The sequence below is a fragment of the Arthrobacter sp. MA-N2 genome (genome assembly GCF_000517125.1).
Classification (GTDB): domain Bacteria; phylum Actinomycetota; class Actinomycetes; order Actinomycetales; family Micrococcaceae; genus Arthrobacter; species Arthrobacter methylotrophus.
In genome coordinates, this window is record NZ_KI912156.1 from 193,188 (window position 1) to 211,503 (window position 18,316).

Sequence of the window (18,316 nt, forward strand, 5' to 3'; positions counted from 1 at the left end):
TCGGCTCTGCAGGAGCCCGAGCGACGCGTAAAGTGGCAAGGGACGCCGATTCTGGACGCCGCGCTGCCGAAGGAGAGAACGTGACCATTGACTGGGACGAAAAAAGGGCCTTGCTACAGGAGCCCAATATTGCTGCCGTGACGCAGCTGTGCGACGAACTCATGGCCAAAAGACCTGGTTCTTCCGTGCCTTACATCGATCCGGTGCATGACGAGGACGAATGCCGGATTGTCACCCTGCAGACCAGCCCGGGCCGGACCCCTACCTCGGGTTTCGTTTCGCACCTCAACGACGACGACGCCGCCCGGCGTGCGCAACTCATCTATGACTCGGCGGAATTGGACGTCCGCTATGTCATGCCGTGGAACTGCTATCCATGGGTCCGTGACGCCGAACTGCCGCCGGCCCTCAGCGCACAGGAAAAGACCGATGGGCTCCGCCCGTTCCGCCAGTTCCTCAAAATCAACAAGAGGGTCTCCGCCGTCGTGGCGCATGGCGCAGAGACTGCGGCTTTTCTGGCGCTCTTCGAGAAGACCTACCATTCGCCGCTGCGGCAACACGGGATCAAAGTGTACAAAGCGAGCGCGCTCGGCGGACGGGCCTTTGCCCTGTCCGAGGCGAAGCAACAGGAACTCCTGGCCAAGAACATCGAAACCTACCGGGACGCCATGCAGCGGGCGGGTATCCAGCACCTATAGGCGAATCTAGCCTGGCCCGGCTTCGGGGGAGGGTTAAGGCCCCGCGACGACGCCCAGGACCCGCCGTGCTGTGTCTTCCCATCGCGGCAGCGCATGGCTAGCCGACGCGGCCGCGTCCCACCACTTCCGCCGCAGGGTCGCATCGCTGAGCCATGTCCGAAGAAACTGTTCCAAGGAGTCGAGTCCTGCCGTGAGGTCGATGGCTTCGCCTGCCCCGGAGGCCCCGAGCGCCTCCACTGCGCCGGTTCCTTTGCGGACCACTACTGGTATCCCGTGGGCCAGGGACTCCAGAACGACCATTCCGAAGGACTCCGAGCGTGAGATCAACAGGCTGAGATCCGCGCGGCGCCACTGTTCGTCCAAAGCCGATCCGGAAAGTTCGCCGGTTATTTCCACCCGCTTTTCGAGTCCATGGTGGGAAATGCGGTCTTGCACGGCTTCGGCGTAGGAGCGGTCTGCTTCCGTTGATCCCACAAGCGCCGCGGTCCATGGCAGGTCCTTGATCCGGGCGAGCGCTTCGACAAATAGGATCTGATCCTTATTGGGGAGCAGCGCACCCACAACGATGAAATGCGGTGCCGCCGAAGCCCGTCGCGCGCTCGGCAACGCCCGCAGCTCCTCCACGCGGTCTACACCGGGGCTCGCCACGTGCACGTTGCTCCGGCCCCCCTGCCTGACGGCCTCGGCGGTTCCGGAGGCGGTGCAGAGAATGCCCGTCGCTGCACCGAGTCCACCCGACCCCTGTGACTGCTCCTCCGTCGGTGCCATGTGGAGCAAAACCCACACGCGGTGCCCTGCAGCGGTTGCGGCCTCGATTTCCGCTGGGCCGGCTGCCGCAATGAGGCCGTCGATAATACGAATAGGCACTTCGTCCCCGGCGAGCGCGTCAGCAAGAAGACGCCTGTCTGCCGAGGATCCGGACGGCCACCCGCCGTCGAGCTCGTGGATCGAAACTTCCGCGCCTAGGGAGCGAAGAGATTGAGCCAGCCTCGCGTTGTAGATATTTCCCCCGGAACGATGGTGCACATTTGCGGGCAAAATCAGGCGGATCTTGACCAAGGGCTCTTCCTCCATCACGCCGGGCTTCCGGATCGAGACTCAAGCATTCGGGCCATGGAGCCGACCTTAGCGCCCCCGCGGCTGGCGTGGAAGGCACCGGGCATCGGCGGTAGATTGTGGGCATGGCACAGATATCCTCAGACCGTCGAGACGTGATCGCTGATCGGCTCTTGGACATTGCGGAGTTCAGCCACGCGCACTGGTTCTTCGGCAATCTCTATGAGGCCCTCGTGAAAATTCCGGACCGGGTCGCGGCCTCGGAGGCAACTCCTGGACTCCCCCGGTCTCCCTTTGGAGCCGGAAGCCCCGGCCGCTATTACGCGCCCGTCGCGCCGATCAGTGCACCTGCCGCCATCGCCGCCCTCGCGACGGGTTGGAATCATGCCCGCAGCCGGCGTTGGCTCATGGTCGCTGCAGCCAGTTCGACGACGGGTGCGGCCGCCACCGCGTACCTGCTCCGGTCCATCAACCCCAAGCTGTTCTTCAGCCGGTATCCGCTCGACGAGACGCACCGCAAGCCCTTGTTGAAGAAGTGGTACCGGATCCACGCCCTCAGACTCACAGCCAGCGCCGTCGCCCTGGCCGCGGTCCATCAAGCACGGACAATCCGGCTCAGAAGCCAGGTAGGAATTGACGGTTCCTGATCCGAGATTCGCCGAATTCGACCCCCACGCGTCCAATCTCCCACGGTCCACGGCCTCTGTACTTTGGTCTGCCCACGGCCACATGGGGTACCCAACGGGGCGAGCGGAATCCAAGGGCTGGAGAGCTGAGGATGAAGTCGTCGATATTGTCGACAAGCAGTTCATCCAGGAGTTCGTGAAGGCCGCGGACCAGGGCGAGCTGGTAGTCACGCACGAAGGCGGGCACGGCAATCTCCAGTCCACACACTCCACCGCTGCCTAGCGCGATCAGCCTTTCGGAGCTGCCGGAAAAGGATTCCAACACAGGTAGTGCCTCAAGCCAGGAAACTGTCCCAACCATGGCCGACTCGGCGCTGGTGATGCCTTTGGTCCACTGGGTTACGTCCCGGCAAAAGTCCTCTGCGACCCCCAGGTGCAGCAGCGTCATGTGCAGTCCCCGCGGCCTGCGCAGGGCCCAGACGTAGCGCGCCAACTCCTCATAATCAGAAGGTCCCGCCCCGACACTGAGCACCGGCACCTCCACGGTGATGGGCGGTGCTGTCAGTGTCGTTGAATCCCATCCCCCGCGCGGACGGTTGGCCATGGATGCAAGTATGCTCCGGCCGGAGTTCGTTCGCCTCACTAATGCGGTTCCACACTAATGCGGTTCGACACTAATGCGGTTCGACCGACTGGCCTATGGTGTCTCTCTCAATATCTGAGGCAGAAATCCCATCTGGTCGAGGCGCCATGTCAGCAATGGTGTCCAGAAGTGAAGTCATGTCACTGTGGACATCACCCGGAGCGGGCGGGCGATGGGCCGATCCGCTGATCGTGACATCGCTCAGCCGGTATGCGCCAGGCGTACGATCGCCCTCACGCTCCAGCCCTGCAACCGATATTCGATGGATTTCCCGAACAAGTCCGTGCGTCAGCGTGGTTCCCGGGTTCACGGTTGCATCGACGAAGGCCGTTGCTTGTTGCAGCTGGACGATCTCTTTAACACCATCATTCTGGTGCACATCGCCATAGCGATCGGCCCGTTCCGTCGCCCATGTCGATACGAATCCGCTCAAGCTCAATGATGGCCTTGGCCAGCGGGGAACTGAACAGGAAGTCGGGAAACTCGATCGGCTTCATCGCATCGGAATTTTCACCAGGGTATTCATAACAGTTAAGACTGTGCCCGGCTATGCCCTTAGAAATCAACCCACTCGCCACCATGAGAGCGTCAAACAATTTAATCCGGGACATTCAGCATTTAAGTCGAGGTTTAGCCAGCAAGCCGGCCAACATTGACACCGTCCTGTGAGCTGTGCCATATTTTAAGTGTGAACCTGTCAGACAGCCGGACAGCCGGACAGGCCGCCACCGGACAGCCAGCCGTCAGCCAGAAAGCTGCGACGGGTCAGCGCACCGCCACAAGCGGTGCCGTCCCCCGAGTGGCCCAGGCGGCGAGCCAATCAACCCCCCGGCCCCTCGCCCGCTTCAGTGCTGCGGAATCCGTGTTCAGTGCCATCCGGCAGGACATCGAAGACGGAACCGTGGAAGTCGGAGCCAAGCTCAACTCCGAAGCCACCCTGGCCACGCAGTACGGGGTAAGCCGTTCGGTCATCCGCGAAGCATTGCGCTCCTGCAACGCGCTCGGACTGACAGTCACCAAGACCGGCAAAGGCACGTTCGTCGTCGCGGACCGGGTAGCCAATGACCTCGCACTCGGCCAGTATTCAGCCCGGGACCTCAACGAAGCCCGCCCACATATCGAAGTTCCCGCAGCCGGCCTGGCCGCAAAACGCCGCACCCCTGAAGATCTGGAACACCTCAAGGAAATCGTCGGGTCCATGCTCGGCGAGACAGATCCCGAGACCTGGGTAGGCCTCGACGCCACCTTCCATTCGGCCATCGCCCGCGCCAGCGGCAACAAGGTCTTCGAAAGCGTCGTCGCGGATATCCGCGAGGCACTGGCCCACCAATCCGAAACCCTGAACATGGTGGCCGACCGCCAGCATGCTTCAGACGATGAGCACCTCCGCATCCTCGAAGCCATCGAATCCGGCGACGCCACAGCCGCAGAAGCCGCGATGGCCGACCATCTCAGCGCCGTGGGCGTTGCGTTGGACACCATCCTCAGCACGTGATCCACCAACTGAAGGAAGCCATGCCCACCCCGCATGCAACGCACTCCGCCATGCCGGAAACCACAATGCCGGAAACCATCGAGCCCGGAAACACCACTCTCCAGGCAACTCCGCGCCACGTGCCGCTCGCGGAACAAACCCGCGACGGCCTCGTGGAGAGCGTCCACTACGGATCCCTCATCGCCGTCGGGCCGGGCGGTGGGACCCTCGTCGAAGCAGGCGAGCCCGACGCCGCGTTCTACCCACGGTCTTCCCTCAAACCGCTGCAGGCGGTCGCGATGGTCCGCGCCGGACTCAGGCTTCCGGAGAACCTCCTCGCCCTCACCGCGGCAAGCCACTCAGGCGCCACGATGCACCTCGAAGGCGCCGCCCGCATCCTCGAAATGCACGGCTTGGACGTGAGCGCCTTGGAAAACAGCACGGACCTCCCCTATGGCACAGCCGAGCGCGAAGAGTGGCTCCGCGCCGGCGGCAAGCCCACGCAGCTCGCGCAGAACTGTTCAGGAAAGCACGCGGCCATGGCCGCTACCTGCGTGATCAACGGCTGGCCTGTCCAGGGCTATCTGCACCCCGGGCATCCCCTCCAGGTTCTCGTGAGGGACACCATCACCGAGCTCACGGGTGAAGACGCGGCGGCCGTCAGCACGGATGGTTGCGGCACGCCGCTCTTCGCCCACAGCCTGCGCGGAATGGCCCGCGCCTATGGCCGCATGGCTGCAGCGGACAACAAGGGCGCGGAAGGCCAAGTCGCCCACGCGATGCGCGCCTTCCCCGAGATGGTGGCCGGAGAGGGTCGCGACGTCACGGCGATCATGCGCGCGGTTCCGGGCTTGCTCGCCAAGGACGGCTTCGAAGGCCTTCAGCTGATCGGCTTGCGGAACGGCACCGGCGTCGCCATCAAGATCTCCGACGGCGGGGACCGCGCCCGCATGCCGGTCACCGTGCGCGTTCTCGAGGCCTTGGGGCTCGACGGCGGCCAGCTCGCCACGCTTGCCAGCCCAGCTGTGTTGGGCGGCGGCCGCCCGGTGGGCGTGTTGCGCGCCGCGAACTTCCTCGCATCCAACTGACGCATCCAACCGACGCAACCCACCGACGCAGTCAAAGAAGCACAGACGAGCAAAGGACAGCAATGACAACCGCCGTGCAAACCACCACAACTCCGGCGTTCCGCTCGGAACACGATCTCCTCGGTGACCGAAACGTCCCCGCGGAGGCCTACTGGGGTGTGCACACGCTGCGTGCCATCGAGAACTTCCCCATCACCGGCCAACCACTGGCCAGCAACGCCAACCTCGTCAAGGGCCTCGCGGCAGTCAAGCTCGCCGCCGCACGGGCCAACCGCGAGCTCGGCCTCCTCGACGCAGAGCGGGCAGACGCCATCGAGCAAGCCTGCCAGGACATCCTCGACGGCAAACTCCATGAGCAGTTCATGGTGGACGTCATCCAGGGCGGAGCCGGCACCAGTTCCAACATGAACGCCAATGAGGTCATCGCCAACCGGGCCCTCGAAATCCTGGGACACCCCAAAGGCGACTACGCCAGGCTGCACCCGAACGATCACGTCAACCTCAGCCAGTCCACCAACGACGTCTATCCCACGGCCGTCAACCTGGCCACTATTTTTTCGGTCCAGGGCCTCCTCGCCGCGCTCCAAGAACTCGAAGTGGCTTTTGCGGAAAAGGGTCAGGAATTCCGCACAGTGGTCAAGATGGGCCGCACCCAGCTTCAGGACGCCGTCCCCATGACCCTCGGCCAGGAGTTCGGCGGCTACGCCGTGACGGTTGGTGAGGACCGGGCACGACTCGCGGAGTCCCAACTGCTGATCCACGAAATCAACCTGGGCGCCACCGCCATCGGCACCGGGTTGAACGCCCCTGTTGGATATGCGGCGACAGCGTGCCGGCACTTGGGCCAGATCACGGGACTGCCGCTGGTGACCGCCGTCGACCTCATCGAGGCGACCCAGGACGTAGGCGCCTTCGTCCACCTCTCCGGCGTGCTCAAGCGCGTCGCCGTCAAGCTTTCCAAGATTTGCAACGACCTCCGCTTGCTGTCCTCCGGACCGCGAGCGGGACTGGGCGAGATCAACCTCCCGGCTGTGCAGTCGGGCTCGTCCATCATGCCAGGCAAGATCAATCCGGTGATCCCGGAAGTGGTCAGCCAGGTGGCCTATGAGGTCATCGGCAACGACGTCACCGTCACCATGGCCGCAGAAGCAGGCCAGCTCCAACTGAACGCCTTCGAACCAATCATTGTCCACAGCCTCCACAAGAGCATCTCCCATCTGGAAGCCGCGTGCCGCACACTCACGTCACGCTGCATCCGGGGCATCACCGCGAACACCGAACACCTGCGCCTCACCGTAGAGCAGTCGATCGGACTCGTCACGGCCCTCAATCCACACATCGGCTATTCCTCCGCAACTGCCATCGCCCAGGAAGCCCTGGCAAGCGGCAAGGGTGTGGCCGAGCTCGTTCTTGAGCACGGATTGCTGACCTCGAAGCAGCTCGACGAACTGCTTCGCCCCGAACGTCTCGCCAATCTCAGTAAATAACTTGAGCCGGACGGCGAGATCCGGACACTCCAACAGGACACTCCAATAGGACACCCCCAAAGGATTCCCATGACTAATGCACCCATCACGGACCACACGGTCCCGCAACAGGCGCACGCTAGTGAAAAACTGCTTCACGCCGAGGACAAGGGCTACCACAAGAGCCTGAAGCCGCGCCAGATCCAGATGATCGCGATCGGTGGTGCTATCGGCACTGGTCTTTTCCTGGGCGCCGGCGGCCGGCTCAACGCTGCGGGCCCCTCGCTCGTCATCGCTTACGCGGTCTGCGGCTTTTTTGCCTTCCTGATCCTGCGTGCGCTCGGCGAGCTCGTGCTGCACCGCCCGTCGTCGGGTTCCTTCGTCTCCTACGCCCGGGAGTTCTTCGGCGAGAAGGCTGCGTTTGTGTCCGGCTGGTTCTACTGGATCAACTGGGCCACTACCACCATCGTGGACATCACCGCCGCGGCCCTCTACATGAACTTTTTCGGCAAATACGTTCCGTGGATGGGCGTCGTTCCGCAGTGGGCCTGGGCCTTGATCGCCTTGGTTGTAGTCCTGAGCCTGAATCTGGTTTCCGTCAAGGTATTCGGCGAAATGGAGTTCTACTTCGCGCTCATCAAGGTAGCCGCGCTGGTGGCTTTCCTGTTGGTCGGCACCTTCTTCGTTATCTTCGGCACGCCGGTACCGGGCCAGGAGGTCGGCTTCAGCCTCCTCACGGACCACGGCGGCATCTTCCCCAACGGCATCCTGCCGATGATCATCCTGATGCAGGGTGTGCTCTTTGCCTACGCTTCGATCGAGCTTGTGGGCACCGCGGCCGGCGAGACCGAAAACCCCGAGAAGATCATGCCCAAGGCCATCAACTCCGTAGTCTTCCGTATCGCGGTCTTCTACGTCGGTTCCGTCATCCTTCTGGCCTTGCTCCTGCCGTACACCTCGTACGAGAAGGGCGTCAGTCCGTTCGTGACGTTCTTCGGCCACATCGGCATCCAGGGTGTGGACGTGATTATGAACCTCGTAGTCCTCACGGCTGCGCTGTCCTCGCTGAACGCCGGGCTGTACTCCACCGGCCGCATCCTGCGCTCCATGTCCGTGGCTGGATCAGCTCCGAAGTTCGCCCAGCGCATGAACAAGGCGGGTGTCCCCTACGGTGGCATCGCGATCACCGCCGGTGTCTCCTTGCTCGGTGTTCCCCTGAACTACCTCGTTCCGGCGCAGGCGTTCGAGATCGTCCTCAACGTCGCTTCCGTTGGCATCGTCGTCACTTGGGCCACGATCGTCCTGTGCCAGATGCAGCTCAAGCGCTGGGCAGACAAGGGCTGGCTGAAACGTCCGTCCTTCCGAATGTTCGGGGCCCCGTACACCGGATATCTCTCGCTGCTTTTCCTTGCGGGTGTGTTGGTGATGGTGTTCATCGACTCCCCGCTCACCATGTTGGTCACGGCGATTGCTTGCGCCCTCATGGTGGTTGGCTGGTATGCGTGCCGCAAGCAAATCCATGAGCTCGCCGCCGCCCGCGCCGATGCCTCCACGAGCGTTCCCCCACCCAACTGACTCGCATTCGTTGTCCTTATGAGGCCCTAAAACGACAACGAATGCGAGCTAGTTGGGCCTGCGGCCACGTTCCCTTCCCGCGAAATGTGACCGGGCCGATTTGAGGCCCAGTGGCACCATGGAAGAAGGACACCCCCGCAGCTCGAAGGAGAGAATGCACGTGAAATTTGCCCGCTTAGGACCAGTCCGCCACGAGCAGCCAGTGGTCATCGCCAGCGATGCCAAGGGTATCGAACAGTACTTCGATCTGCGGCCGCTCACGGCAGACCTCGACGGCGCGTTCCTCGCCGGCGGCGGCATCGCCAGGACGCAAGAAGCGCTCGACGCCGGAACGTTGCCCCCGATTCAAGCTGAAGGGCTGCGTGTAGGCGCCCCGGTTGCCCGGCCAGGCGCCGTCGTCGGGATTGGACTGAACTACGCAGCACACGCCGCGGAGTCTGGAGCCACACCGCCGGAAGTACCGGTCGTGTTCCTCAAACCCGCGAACACCGTGACAGGTCCCTTCGACGCCGCCCCCATCCCGCCGTCGTCGACGAAGTATGACTGGGAAGTGGAACTCGGCATTGTCATCGGGCGGGAAGCCTCATACCTCTCCAGCACGGACGAAGCCACGGCGTGCATCGCCGGCTATGTCCTTGCCAACGACTTGTCGGAACGCGAACTCCAGCTCCCGGGCGCCGCCGGGCAATGGACCAAGGGCAAGACGCTCCCGCAATCCACTCCCCTGGGGCCGTGGCTGGTTCCTGCCGGCGAGATAGACGCCACCGCGCTGCGCCTGCGCACCTGGGTGAATGGCGAGGCCCGCCAAGACTCCACCACAGCTGACCTGATTTTCGATCCTGCCACCCTTGTCCACCACCTGAGCCAGCACATGGTGCTTGAGCCCGGGGACGTCATCATCACGGGTACGCCCGAAGGCGTGGCATTGTCCGGCCGCTTCCCGTATATCCAGCCGGGGGATGTGGTGGAGATTGAAATTGAAGGACTCGGCCGCCAGCGCAAGGAGTTCCACGCGGCAACGTAACGCAACTCCCGCGCAACCCCGCTCCGCTCCTGGTTCGCCTATGCTCAACACCAGGCAATCGATGGCGATCCACCAAGGAGCAGGGCATGAGCAATTGGCGCATCAGGGACTTCCACTCGTCGGATATGGATGGCATCCTGCACCTTTGGGAATCGCTGAAAGCGGACAACGTCGAGCCGGTCTATGCGCTCTCGGAGGTGCTGGCATCGTGCGAGAAGGACCACGCGGTCGTGGCAGTGCAAGGCGAGCAGATGGTGGGTGCCGCCGTCGGACGTGCAGCCCATGACCAGGGCTGGATCGTCTTCCTGGCCACGCTTCCCGAGTTCCGCGGCCGGGGGATCGGCACTTCGCTCCTGGCCGCCGTCGAGAACCGGATGACTCCGCACGGCCTCAACAAGCTCTCGGCGCTCATGCCGGAGTCCGAGACCCGGGTCGAAGCCTTCCTGGGCCGCGGCTTCCTGCTCAAGCAGAACCTGCACTACTTCGAGCGGACCATCCCGGTGCAGCGTCAGGAACTCGAACCGTTGAGCCAGCTCGGCGGCCGCATCCTGGCCCGCGACCTGTGGGAAAACGTGGCTGGCATGCGCCGCGAAAAGGAACTGCTGGAACGGCGTTTGGTGTTGCCGCTGGCCGAGGCCGACCTCGCGGACGAATACGGTGTGGTGCCGCCGCGGGCCGTCGTGCTCTTCGGCCCTCCGGGTACCGGCAAGACGACCTTCGCCAAGGCAATTGCCTCCAGGCTCGAGTGGCCGTTCGTGGAGGTCTTCCCCTCTCGGCTGGCCTCTGACCCAAAGGGCCTGGCGGGCGCGTTGCGCGAGACATTCCTGGAGATCGCCGAGTTGGAACACGCCGTGGTGTTCATCGACGAAGTGGAAGAGATCGCGTCCCAACGGTCCGGGGAACCGCCGTCGCCGTTGCAGGGCGTCACCAACGAGCTCCTCAAGATCATCCCTGCCTTCCGCGAACAGCCCGGCCGCCTGCTGGTGTGCGCCACCAACTTTATCCGCGCACTGGACACCGCCTTCCTGCGCCACGGCCGCTTCGACTACGTGATCCCGATCGGCCTGCCGGACGTCCACGCGCGCGAGGCCATGTGGCAGCGCTTCATCCCGGCCTCGGTGGTGGATTCCGTGGATGTGGCCTTGCTGGTGTCGCGGACCGAGGGGTTCTCCCCGGCGGACATTGAGTACGCGGCGCGCAGCGCCTCCCAGCGTGCTCTGGAAAAGGCAGTCTACACAGCCGGCGCTCCCGGTGCTTCCGCGCACGGTGCGGCACCGGCGTCGAACGCTCGCAAGGGACCGGTCACGCAGGACTACCTCGACGCGATCGCCGATACCCGCACGACGGTCAGCGATGCGGTCTATGAGGAATTCCTTGAGGACATTGACGTACTGGGCCGCGTGTAGCAGGTCTCGTTTCGGCCGCCCACCTGCCAATTCGCCGGAAGCGTGCGGGCTCGCCGGAAAATTCCGGCGAACGGGAGGGCTTCCGGCGAAATGGGCGGGGGCCCCTGAGGACGAGGAGGAACCATGGCGCTGTTTCTGACCATCCTGAGCGGTGTGGCATGGACGGCGGTCTACATTTGCGCGATCCTCGTCGGATTTCGCGACAAAAGCTACGCCATTCCCGCAGCGGCCCTGGGCCTGAACATCGCATGGGAGTCCATCTACGCGATCCATTCGCTGAGCACGAGGATCTCCGTGCAGGGGATCATCAACGTCGCCTGGGCGTTGGCCGACGTCGTGATTGTGTACACCTTCCTCAGGTTTGGGAGACCGGAACTGCCCGGGTTCGTGACGCGGCCGCTTTTCATCGGATGGGCCGTGCTGCTGCTTCTTGCATCGTTCGCCGTGCAGTGGTTGTTCATCGTCGAGTTCGATTGGGACCCCGCATCCCGGTACGCCGCTTTCCTGCAGAATCTCCTGATGTCCGGCCTGTTCATCGCCATGTTCGCTGCCCGTCGCGGATTACGGGGCCAATCGATGCTGATCGCGGTAGCGAAGTGGATCGGTACCCTCGCACCAACCATCACCTTCGGTGTGCTAGAGAATTCACCGTTCATTCTGGGCATTGGCATCCTCTGCAGCGTTTTCGACCTGACATACATCGGGCTGCTGTTGTGGGCTAAAAGGAACCCGTTGGCCCTCTCCCTAAGCTAGGCGATTTCGTGAGTGTGGGCTCCAACCCGCTACACCGGAACGGCCTGCACCCACGACGTGTCCCTGCGGCTTACCGGCACGAACGTACCGATTCGATGCCGTCGACCCTTGATTGATGCCCCGCACAGGCGCAATATGGTGAAACCGGTACGTTCGTACCGGACGCGTGTAGGCGCATGCCCGCAAAGAACGAGGAAGGGTGGACATGTCCCCCCAGGAATTCACAAGGGCCCTCGGCATCAAGGTCCGGGCCCGGCGTGCCGCCCTGAGCCTGAGCCAGTCCGACCTCGCGGACCTCGCGGGCGTCTCGGAACGGTTCGTCCGTTTCGTGGAACAGGGCAAGACCACGGTCCAATTGGAACCACTCCTCGCTGTCCTCAGCACGCTGGGCCTTGAGCTCACGGTGCAACCCGCGAGCAGCCAGACTGTATATGGCCAGCTATGACATTCCACCGCATCGCCGATGTCTACAAGCAGGGCGTCCTGGCGGCGCGCATCGAGCGGCACGAAGGCGGCACCAAGTTCAGCTACTTGCCGCGGTACCTCGAATCAGGCGGCCCTGCCGTCGCCACTACACTGCCGTTGACCGAGCAATCGGTATTCACACCGAGCGGAGCTGTCCCTCCCTACTTCACGGGGCTCCTCCCGGAAGGCCGCCGCCTGAATTCCCTGCGTCGGGCGGTCAAGGCCAGCGCCGACGACGAGCTCGCGCTCCTCATGGGCGCGGGCGGGGATGCCGTGGGCGATGTCCAGACCGTTCCGCACGGCGAGCCACCCACGGAAGGGGGCTCCGCCGTCGTGCTCGATTCGAAGCTGCCCCTCGACTTCGACGCGCTTCTCGGCGACTCGGGCCTCATCGATCCGGTGGCCCTGGCGGGTGTGCAGGACAAGTTGTCAGCCGGGATGATCTCCCTTCCGGTAGCGCAAGCGGGCAAGCGCTACATCCTCAAACTCAATGCGCCCGAATTCCCCTTCGTGGTGGAAAACGAATTCCTCATGTTCCGTTATGCGCGCAAACTGCGGGTCCCCGTGAGTACTGTCCAACTGGTGCACGACGTCGGCGGGCGGGCCGGGCTGCTCGTGGAGCGTTTCGATCGCCTCACCGGAGCCGATGGCACTACGGTGCGCCTCGCCGTCGAGGACGGAGCCCAAGTGCTGGGACTCTATCCGGCGGACAAGTACAGCGTGCCGTTCGGCGAAGTGTGCGCGGCTTTGGCGGCACACTGCTCCGCACCCCTGCCAGCCCTGCGCAACCTCGCCATCCAGTTGGCTTTTGCATGGCTGAGCGGCAACGGCGACCTGCACGCCAAGAACGTCTCCATGGTTCAGTCACGCCAAGGCGAGTACACGATTGCCCCGGTCTATGACATTCCCTCCACAGTGGTCTACGGGGACAAGACCCTCGCCTTGGGGATCGGCGGGAAGAAGAGCGGGATCTCCCGCAAGCACTTCCTCGCGTGGGCGGGGAGACTCGGGCTGACAGAGCGCGCGTCCGAGGGGGTCCTGGAGCTCGCCCTCAAGGCGGCGGGTCCGCTCATCGCAGACCTCGACGCCGGTGCTTCACCTTTCGGGTCCATACAGACCAGGGACTGGGTCAAGGAGTTGAAGCATCGCCGAAGGCTGATGGGCGGCTAGCTCGGATCCACTCGAAGCTGATCGGGCTGGAAGTCCATCCACTTCACCAGGCAGTCGGCTCTTCGTCGTTGGCGACGGCCTCGATCCAATCCACAGCCTCATCGGATAGCCGGGCACCTTCAGCTGATTCGCCGCCCCACCACGGAGCATCAGCTGTGCCGCCCGTAACCGCCATGATGTCGGCAAGGACATGCTGCGACAGTGGTTCGCCGTTGTGCTCAATAAGCCACTCGCGGGTTTCTGCGCCGACCCGAGGCCACCACTCGAAGATCTTCATCAACGCAGTCTCGCATTCACGACGTCGCGTGTACAGCTTCCTCTCGGGGCGCCCGGATCCATTCGATTAGTCCGCCAATTGGTCCATCTCAGACAGCAGGTCCGGGTTGATGCGGTTCAGGATCAGATGGATTTCTCCCCGTGGCACGGCCTTGTAGAGCACTTTCCGGGCGTCCGCGTAGCGAGTGGTGGGTCCCTTGTCAGGCCACTTCTCGGAGAGGGCGCGTACCCGCTCCTGCACGGAGTTATGGGCGTTGCAGGCGATCTTGACCAAAGTGGCGTCGTGATCCTGCGCGATGTGGCGGATCACGGCCTCGTCACTGTCCGGATCATCCTGGAAACGGCGCGTCACCCTTTCGATGATGCCCACAGCCCGCTCGGAGACACCCATATCAAGCAGCGCCTGCTTGGTGACCGGGGTGTCCTTGGCGATGTCATGCAAATAGCCGGCAATCCGCACGTCGTCATCGAAGTCCGCCAGCGCATCGCCCACCGCCAGCACGTGCTCTTTGTGTGGCCGCTTCAACTTGTCCTTCTGGCGGTTGTGCGCCACTTCGGCAAGGACCATGGCTGTTTCAACGGTAAACGTCGGTTCGGTCATGAGTTCATCCTACTGAGCCAACCCGGTGATTGCTTTCCGCACGGCGGCGCTGAGTTCGAGGTTGCGGCAGCCGGCTCCCCCCGGCTCGGCCCGCTGCGGGACGTATCCGAAAGCGAGTTCATACACCGGGTCCGCGAATCCCAAAGACGCGCTGGCGCCGTCGTGCCCGAATGCCCGGTAGCTGCCGTACGGCGAGCGCGCATGTGACTTCATGAAGACGGTCCCGAAGCAACTCGTCTCGTCAAAGACGCGGTCGATGCCGAAGACTTGTTCGGCCGTGACTGCTTGGATGGTCTCTTCGCTGAGGAGGGGCGCGACGGCGGGACGGTCGCCGTCGGGGGCGAGCCCGGTGAGTGCCGCAGCGTAGACGCGGGCCATGCCTTCTGCGCTGGCGACGCCGGCAGCCGAACTCAGGCCGGCGGCCCGGACCTCGCGGATGTTGGGCAGGTCAAGGATGTCCCCCACGGCAGAGTTCGCTGAGAGGCCGAAGTGGCTGGCGGGGTCAATCCATGGCTGGGCCGGGTCGGCGTCCCAACGGAGGGTGGCATAACGGGGTTCCTCGGATTCGGGGAGTCCCAGGAAGAAGTGGGCGCCCGTGACCGAGCGGATCCGTTGTTCGTATATTTCCTGGAGCGTGGATCCGGTGATCCGCCGGCAGAGCTCTTCCATGAAGACGCCGAGGGTCAGGGCATGGTACCCAAAAGCGGTCCCGGGCTTCCAGAGTGGCCGCATCTGCGCGAGTTTGGCTGCAGCGAGTTCGGAATTGTTGTATTCCTCCAAGGACAGGCCGCCTTCAACGCCGAGAAGCCCGGCCTGGTGGGACAGCAACTGCGCCACCGTGATGGTGGCCTTTCCTTCGACACCGAATTCCGGCCAGTACTTGACCACCTCGGCGTCGAGGTCCAGGAAGCCGTCCTGGACGAGCAATGCCATGACGAGCCCGGACACCCCCTTGGAACAGGAGAAAACACCGGTGACAGAGTCCTGACGGCGGTGCGGTCCACCGCTGACGTCCAGTACCTTGACGCCACGGTGGTAGGCCGCGAGCTGGGCTGAATATTCCGGGTCCTCGCTGAGGAATCGGCCAAAGAGTTCGGCGACTGGTTCGAATCCAGGGGCAATCGTCTGTGTATCCACCCGGATAGCCTAGTCCCCTAACCTCGCTACGCTCAGCCAGGGAACCCGGCAGCCTAGCTGCCGCGACTGTCCATGGTGACTACGATCTTGCCTTTGGCGCGTCCGCGTTCCAGTGCCGCGAAAGCGTCGGCGATCTTTTCGAGGGGATAGCTGCTGTCCACCACGGCTTCCAGCTTTCCCTCGGACACCAGCTTGGCCAGGAATTTCAGGTCCTCGCCACTGGGGTGCATGAAGAGGTAGCGGTACCGGACGTTTGCTTCGCGGGCGCGGCGCCGGATTCCAAGGCTGGCCGCCCAGAAAAGCGCTGTCATCCAAGCCGGGGCATCAAGGTCCTTCACGGCTGTTTGCGGTTCGGGCATGCCGGCGATGCTCACCACCGTCGAACCGGGTTTGAGGATCTTGAATGTCTGCTCCAGGGTTTCCCCGCCGATAAGGTCCAGCGCGGCGTCGAAGCCGCTGAGCACTTCGGCCGGATTTTCCTTCGTGTAGTCGACGACGGCGTCCGCACCGAGCCGCCGCACCAGGGCTTCTCCGCGGGGAGACGCCGTGGTGGTCACCTCGGCGCCGAAGTACTTGGCCAGCTGGATGGCGAGGGTTCCCACCCCGCCCGCGCCTCCGGAGATGAACAGCTTGGTCCCGGGCCTGACCTTGAGCTCGTCTCGCAGTGCCTGGAGCGCGGTGAGGCCTGCGAGCGGGAGGCTCGCAGCCTCGAGGTAGCCGAGCGACTTCGGCATGAGCGCCGCCAGGTCCTCGTGGACGGCGGCGTGCTCGGCAAAGGCGCCCAGCCTGGTCTTGTCCACCCGGACAAACACGCGGTCTCCCGTAGCGAAGCGGGTGACCTCCGGGCCAACGGCTTCCACGATCCCGGCAAGCTCGCTGCCGGCCACCAAAGGCAGCCTTGGCCTGGTGATCACCCGGATGGCACCTTCGCGTTGCTTGTAGTCAACGGGATTGAGGCCCGCGGCAAACACTTTGACCAGGACCTCGCCGGGACCGGCGATCGGCTTGGGAACATCTTGCAGCTCCATTGCGTCGGCATCACCGTAGCGGGTCAGCACATAAGCGAGCACTTAGGCCCCTTTCCGAAGGGTTGTTTGCTGGTGGCCGTTCCACACCCACGGCCCGCGCGGCAATCCGGCCGGATCGAAAGTATCCAAAGCGTCGTCAAGGGGTCCGGCCGGCAACCCGAGCGATTCCAGGATCACATCCCGCACCGCCGGGGCGGACAGCCCGACGGCGGCAAGGTCGCCAAGCGTCACGGCCCCGTCGCGCTTGGCCAACCGGGCGCCGTCGTGGTTTAGCACCAAGGGGACATGCGCGTATTCCGGAACGGGCAAGCCGAGCAAGGAGGCCAAATACGCTTGGCGGGGTGTGGAGGACAGGAGGTCATCTCCCCGGACCACTTGGTCTACGCCTTGCTCGGCGTCGTCCACCACCACGGCCAAGTTGTAGGCGGTGACGCCGTCGTTCCGCCGAAGCACGAAGTCATCCACTATGCCCGTGTAGGGCCCGTGCAACTCGTCCGCCACAGTCCATTCATGCGTTTCGGAGCGGAGCCTGATGGCAGCCGGGCGGGAGGACCGGCGGATCTCGAGCTCCGCCGTCGAGAGGTTCCTGCACGTTCCCGGGTAGGCGCCCTGTGGAGCATGTGGCGCGGACGGAGCTTCCTGGATCTCGCGCCGGGTACAGAAGCATTCATACGTCAGCCCGGCGTCGGTGAGCCGCTGGATCGCGTCGTCGTAGAGCCCGGCGCGGTCAGTCTGGCGAACGACGGCACCGTCCCATGTCACGCCGACGGCCTCCAAGTCGCGGAGCTGGACTTCCTCGGCACCGGCCCGCGCACGGTCGAGATCTTCTACTCGCAGCAGGAAATCGCGGCCCGTCGAGCGGGCGAAGAGCCATGCGAGGATGGCGGTGCGCAGGTTGCCCACATGCAACTCGCCGGAAGGGCTCGGGGCGAAGCGGCCAGCGGAAGTCATGGCACAAGACTATGCGTCGCTGCGCGTTCCGTGCAGGATCCCCGCGGCAGCATAAGAGCCCCTCAGCGACCGCAACGGCTTCGGTGGCTCAGGGGCTCTTAGGTGGTGCCGGCGCGGGGGCCGACGGGGTGCAGAAAGACGATGCGTGAACAAGAGTCAATCAGCGGCTGCGTCTTTGCGGGACGGTGTTCCGGGGGCCGGGTGGTGTACCGGGGGATCCTTAGCCTGGGGGTCCGGCGGTAGCCTTTCCCTTTCTTGCCACTATTTCATCAGGAACACTACAGTTGGGGCAACAGAGTCAAGCACCATTGGTCAATCTGACCAATTTCTTGGGGTGAATCGAACAGGCGATGGTCATTTTGCCGAGTCTCGACGAAATGACCAGGACCGCCAGAACGAGGCAGGAAGCGCAGCTATGCAGGAATTGGACTCAACGGACAAGCGCATCCTTGCCGCCCTCGACGACGACCCCAGGATGCCGACCATGGTCCTCGCCCAGCGCTTGGGCTTGGCGCGCGGGACAGTCCAGTCCCGCTTGGAGCGCATGACGGCGTCGGGCGCCCTGCGTCCGAACAGCAGCCGCGTGCTGCCCTCGGCGTTGGGCCGGGGCGTCGCGGCAGCGGTAAGTGCGGAACTGGATCAAAGCCACTTGAACGAGGCGATCGCGGCCCTGCGCAACATCCCTGAGGTACTTGAATGCCACGCCCCGGCAGGAGACACCGATCTCATCATCCGCGTGGTCGCCACGAGCCCTGACGATCTATACCGGGTGTCGGAGGAGATCCGCCTCTGCCCGGGAATCGTGCGCACCTCCACCAGCATGTTTTTGCGCGAGGTGATTCCGTACCGGACCACGGGGCTGCTGCGGGGATAGGGGAG

At 63.9% G+C, this 18,316-nt stretch carries 20 protein-coding genes; 12 read left to right on the top strand and 8 right to left on the bottom strand.

The window, feature by feature from the left end:
- Window positions 1-80 precede the first annotated feature (80 nt).
- Window positions 81-698 (top strand): uracil-DNA glycosylase, encoded by a 618-nt coding sequence (locus A3M3_RS0119095; RefSeq protein ID WP_028267680.1) that lies wholly within the window; start codon window positions 81-83, stop codon window positions 696-698.
- Between the two features lie 33 nt (window positions 699-731).
- On the opposite strand, the gene A3M3_RS0119100 is transcribed toward A3M3_RS0119095, so the two are convergent.
- A complete protein-coding gene (locus A3M3_RS0119100) occupies window positions 732-1,772 on the bottom strand; it encodes a glycosyltransferase family 4 protein (RefSeq protein WP_051423396.1) in 1,041 nt (346 codons plus the stop codon).
- A gap of 107 nt (window positions 1,773-1,879) precedes the next feature.
- Between A3M3_RS0119100 and A3M3_RS27095 the strand changes: the two genes are divergently transcribed.
- Complete coding sequence (locus tag A3M3_RS27095) at window positions 1,880-2,401, top strand: DUF1772 domain-containing protein (RefSeq protein ID WP_155854472.1); 522 nt, start codon at window positions 1,880-1,882, stop codon at window positions 2,399-2,401.
- Here the strand turns inward: A3M3_RS27095 and A3M3_RS0119110 are convergent.
- Together A3M3_RS0119110 and A3M3_RS28220 are read right to left on the bottom strand one after the other, a co-directional pair.
- The gene (locus A3M3_RS0119110; RefSeq protein ID WP_028267682.1) at window positions 2,370-2,984 is read right to left on the bottom strand and encodes a hypothetical protein; all 615 of its coding nucleotides are present in this window, start codon (window positions 2,982-2,984) and stop codon (window positions 2,370-2,372) included. The genes A3M3_RS27095 and A3M3_RS0119110 overlap by 32 nt on opposite strands.
- 70 nt (window positions 2,985-3,054) lie before the next feature.
- Window positions 3,055-3,456, bottom strand: a complete 402-nt coding sequence (locus A3M3_RS28220; RefSeq protein WP_155854473.1) for a hypothetical protein — start codon at window positions 3,454-3,456, stop codon at window positions 3,055-3,057.
- Between the two features lie 366 nt (window positions 3,457-3,822).
- On the opposite strand from A3M3_RS28220, the gene A3M3_RS0119120 reads away from it, so the two are divergent.
- The 9 genes from A3M3_RS0119120 to A3M3_RS0119160 all read left to right on the top strand — a co-directional run bounded on the left by A3M3_RS0119120 (window position 3,823) and on the right by A3M3_RS0119160 (window position 13,444).
- Complete coding sequence (locus A3M3_RS0119120; RefSeq protein ID WP_028267683.1) at window positions 3,823-4,518, top strand: FadR/GntR family transcriptional regulator; 696 nt, start codon at window positions 3,823-3,825, stop codon at window positions 4,516-4,518.
- 50 nt (window positions 4,519-4,568) lie between these two features.
- The gene (locus tag A3M3_RS0119125; protein WP_442853128.1) at window positions 4,569-5,585 is read left to right on the top strand and encodes an asparaginase; all 1,017 of its coding nucleotides are present in this window, start codon (window positions 4,569-4,571) and stop codon (window positions 5,583-5,585) included.
- A gap of 62 nt (window positions 5,586-5,647) precedes the next feature.
- Entirely contained in the window at window positions 5,648-7,072 is a 1,425-nt protein-coding gene (locus tag A3M3_RS0119130) for an aspartate ammonia-lyase (protein ID WP_028267685.1), read from the top strand.
- A 69-nt stretch (window positions 7,073-7,141) separates the two neighbouring features.
- Window positions 7,142-8,626 (top strand): amino acid permease, encoded by a 1,485-nt coding sequence (locus A3M3_RS0119135; RefSeq protein WP_028267686.1) that lies wholly within the window; start codon window positions 7,142-7,144, stop codon window positions 8,624-8,626.
- A 154-nt stretch (window positions 8,627-8,780) separates the two neighbouring features.
- Window positions 8,781-9,650, top strand: coding sequence for a fumarylacetoacetate hydrolase family protein (locus A3M3_RS0119140; protein WP_028267687.1), 870 nt, complete (start codon window positions 8,781-8,783; stop codon window positions 9,648-9,650).
- Between the two features lie 86 nt (window positions 9,651-9,736).
- Window positions 9,737-11,056, top strand: coding sequence for an ATP-binding protein (locus tag A3M3_RS0119145; RefSeq protein WP_028267688.1), 1,320 nt, complete (start codon window positions 9,737-9,739; stop codon window positions 11,054-11,056).
- A gap of 123 nt (window positions 11,057-11,179) precedes the next feature.
- Complete coding sequence (locus A3M3_RS0119150) at window positions 11,180-11,809, top strand: transmembrane-type terpene cyclase (protein ID WP_028267689.1); 630 nt, start codon at window positions 11,180-11,182, stop codon at window positions 11,807-11,809.
- 205 nt (window positions 11,810-12,014) lie between these two features.
- The gene (locus A3M3_RS25975) at window positions 12,015-12,254 is read left to right on the top strand and encodes a helix-turn-helix transcriptional regulator (RefSeq protein WP_155854474.1); all 240 of its coding nucleotides are present in this window, start codon (window positions 12,015-12,017) and stop codon (window positions 12,252-12,254) included.
- Window positions 12,251-13,444 carry a type II toxin-antitoxin system HipA family toxin gene (locus A3M3_RS0119160; RefSeq protein WP_028267690.1) on the top strand — a complete coding sequence of 398 codons (1,194 nt, stop codon included), beginning with the start codon at window positions 12,251-12,253 and terminating at the stop codon, window positions 13,442-13,444. The genes A3M3_RS25975 and A3M3_RS0119160 overlap by 4 nt, the downstream gene beginning before the upstream one ends.
- A 43-nt stretch (window positions 13,445-13,487) precedes the next feature.
- Here the strand turns inward: A3M3_RS0119160 and A3M3_RS0119165 are convergent, their stop codons facing one another.
- The 5 genes from A3M3_RS0119165 to gluQRS form a co-directional block, all read right to left on the bottom strand.
- A complete protein-coding gene (locus tag A3M3_RS0119165; RefSeq protein WP_028267691.1) occupies window positions 13,488-13,721 on the bottom strand; it encodes a hypothetical protein in 234 nt (77 codons plus the stop codon).
- Window positions 13,722-13,787: 66 nt separating this feature from the next.
- On the bottom strand, window positions 13,788-14,321 hold the full coding sequence (locus tag A3M3_RS0119170; RefSeq protein ID WP_028267692.1) for an HD domain-containing protein: 534 nt from the start codon (window positions 14,319-14,321) through the stop codon (window positions 13,788-13,790).
- 9 nt (window positions 14,322-14,330) lie between these two features.
- Window positions 14,331-15,458, bottom strand: coding sequence for an EstA family serine hydrolase (locus tag A3M3_RS0119175; protein ID WP_028267693.1), 1,128 nt, complete (start codon window positions 15,456-15,458; stop codon window positions 14,331-14,333).
- Window positions 15,459-15,511: 53 nt separating this feature from the next.
- A complete protein-coding gene (locus A3M3_RS0119180; protein WP_028267694.1) occupies window positions 15,512-16,528 on the bottom strand; it encodes an NADP-dependent oxidoreductase in 1,017 nt (338 codons plus the stop codon).
- Window positions 16,529-17,437 carry a tRNA glutamyl-Q(34) synthetase GluQRS gene (gene gluQRS, locus A3M3_RS0119185; protein ID WP_028267695.1) on the bottom strand — a complete coding sequence of 303 codons (909 nt, stop codon included), beginning with the start codon at window positions 17,435-17,437 and terminating at the stop codon, window positions 16,529-16,531. It lies immediately after the preceding gene.
- A 415-nt stretch (window positions 17,438-17,852) separates the two neighbouring features.
- On the opposite strand from gluQRS, the gene A3M3_RS0119190 reads away from it, so the two are divergent.
- Window positions 17,853-18,311: an Lrp/AsnC family transcriptional regulator gene (locus A3M3_RS0119190; protein ID WP_028267696.1), complete on the top strand. Its 459-nt coding sequence runs from the start codon at window positions 17,853-17,855 to the stop codon at window positions 18,309-18,311.
- Window positions 18,312-18,316 lie beyond the last annotated feature (5 nt).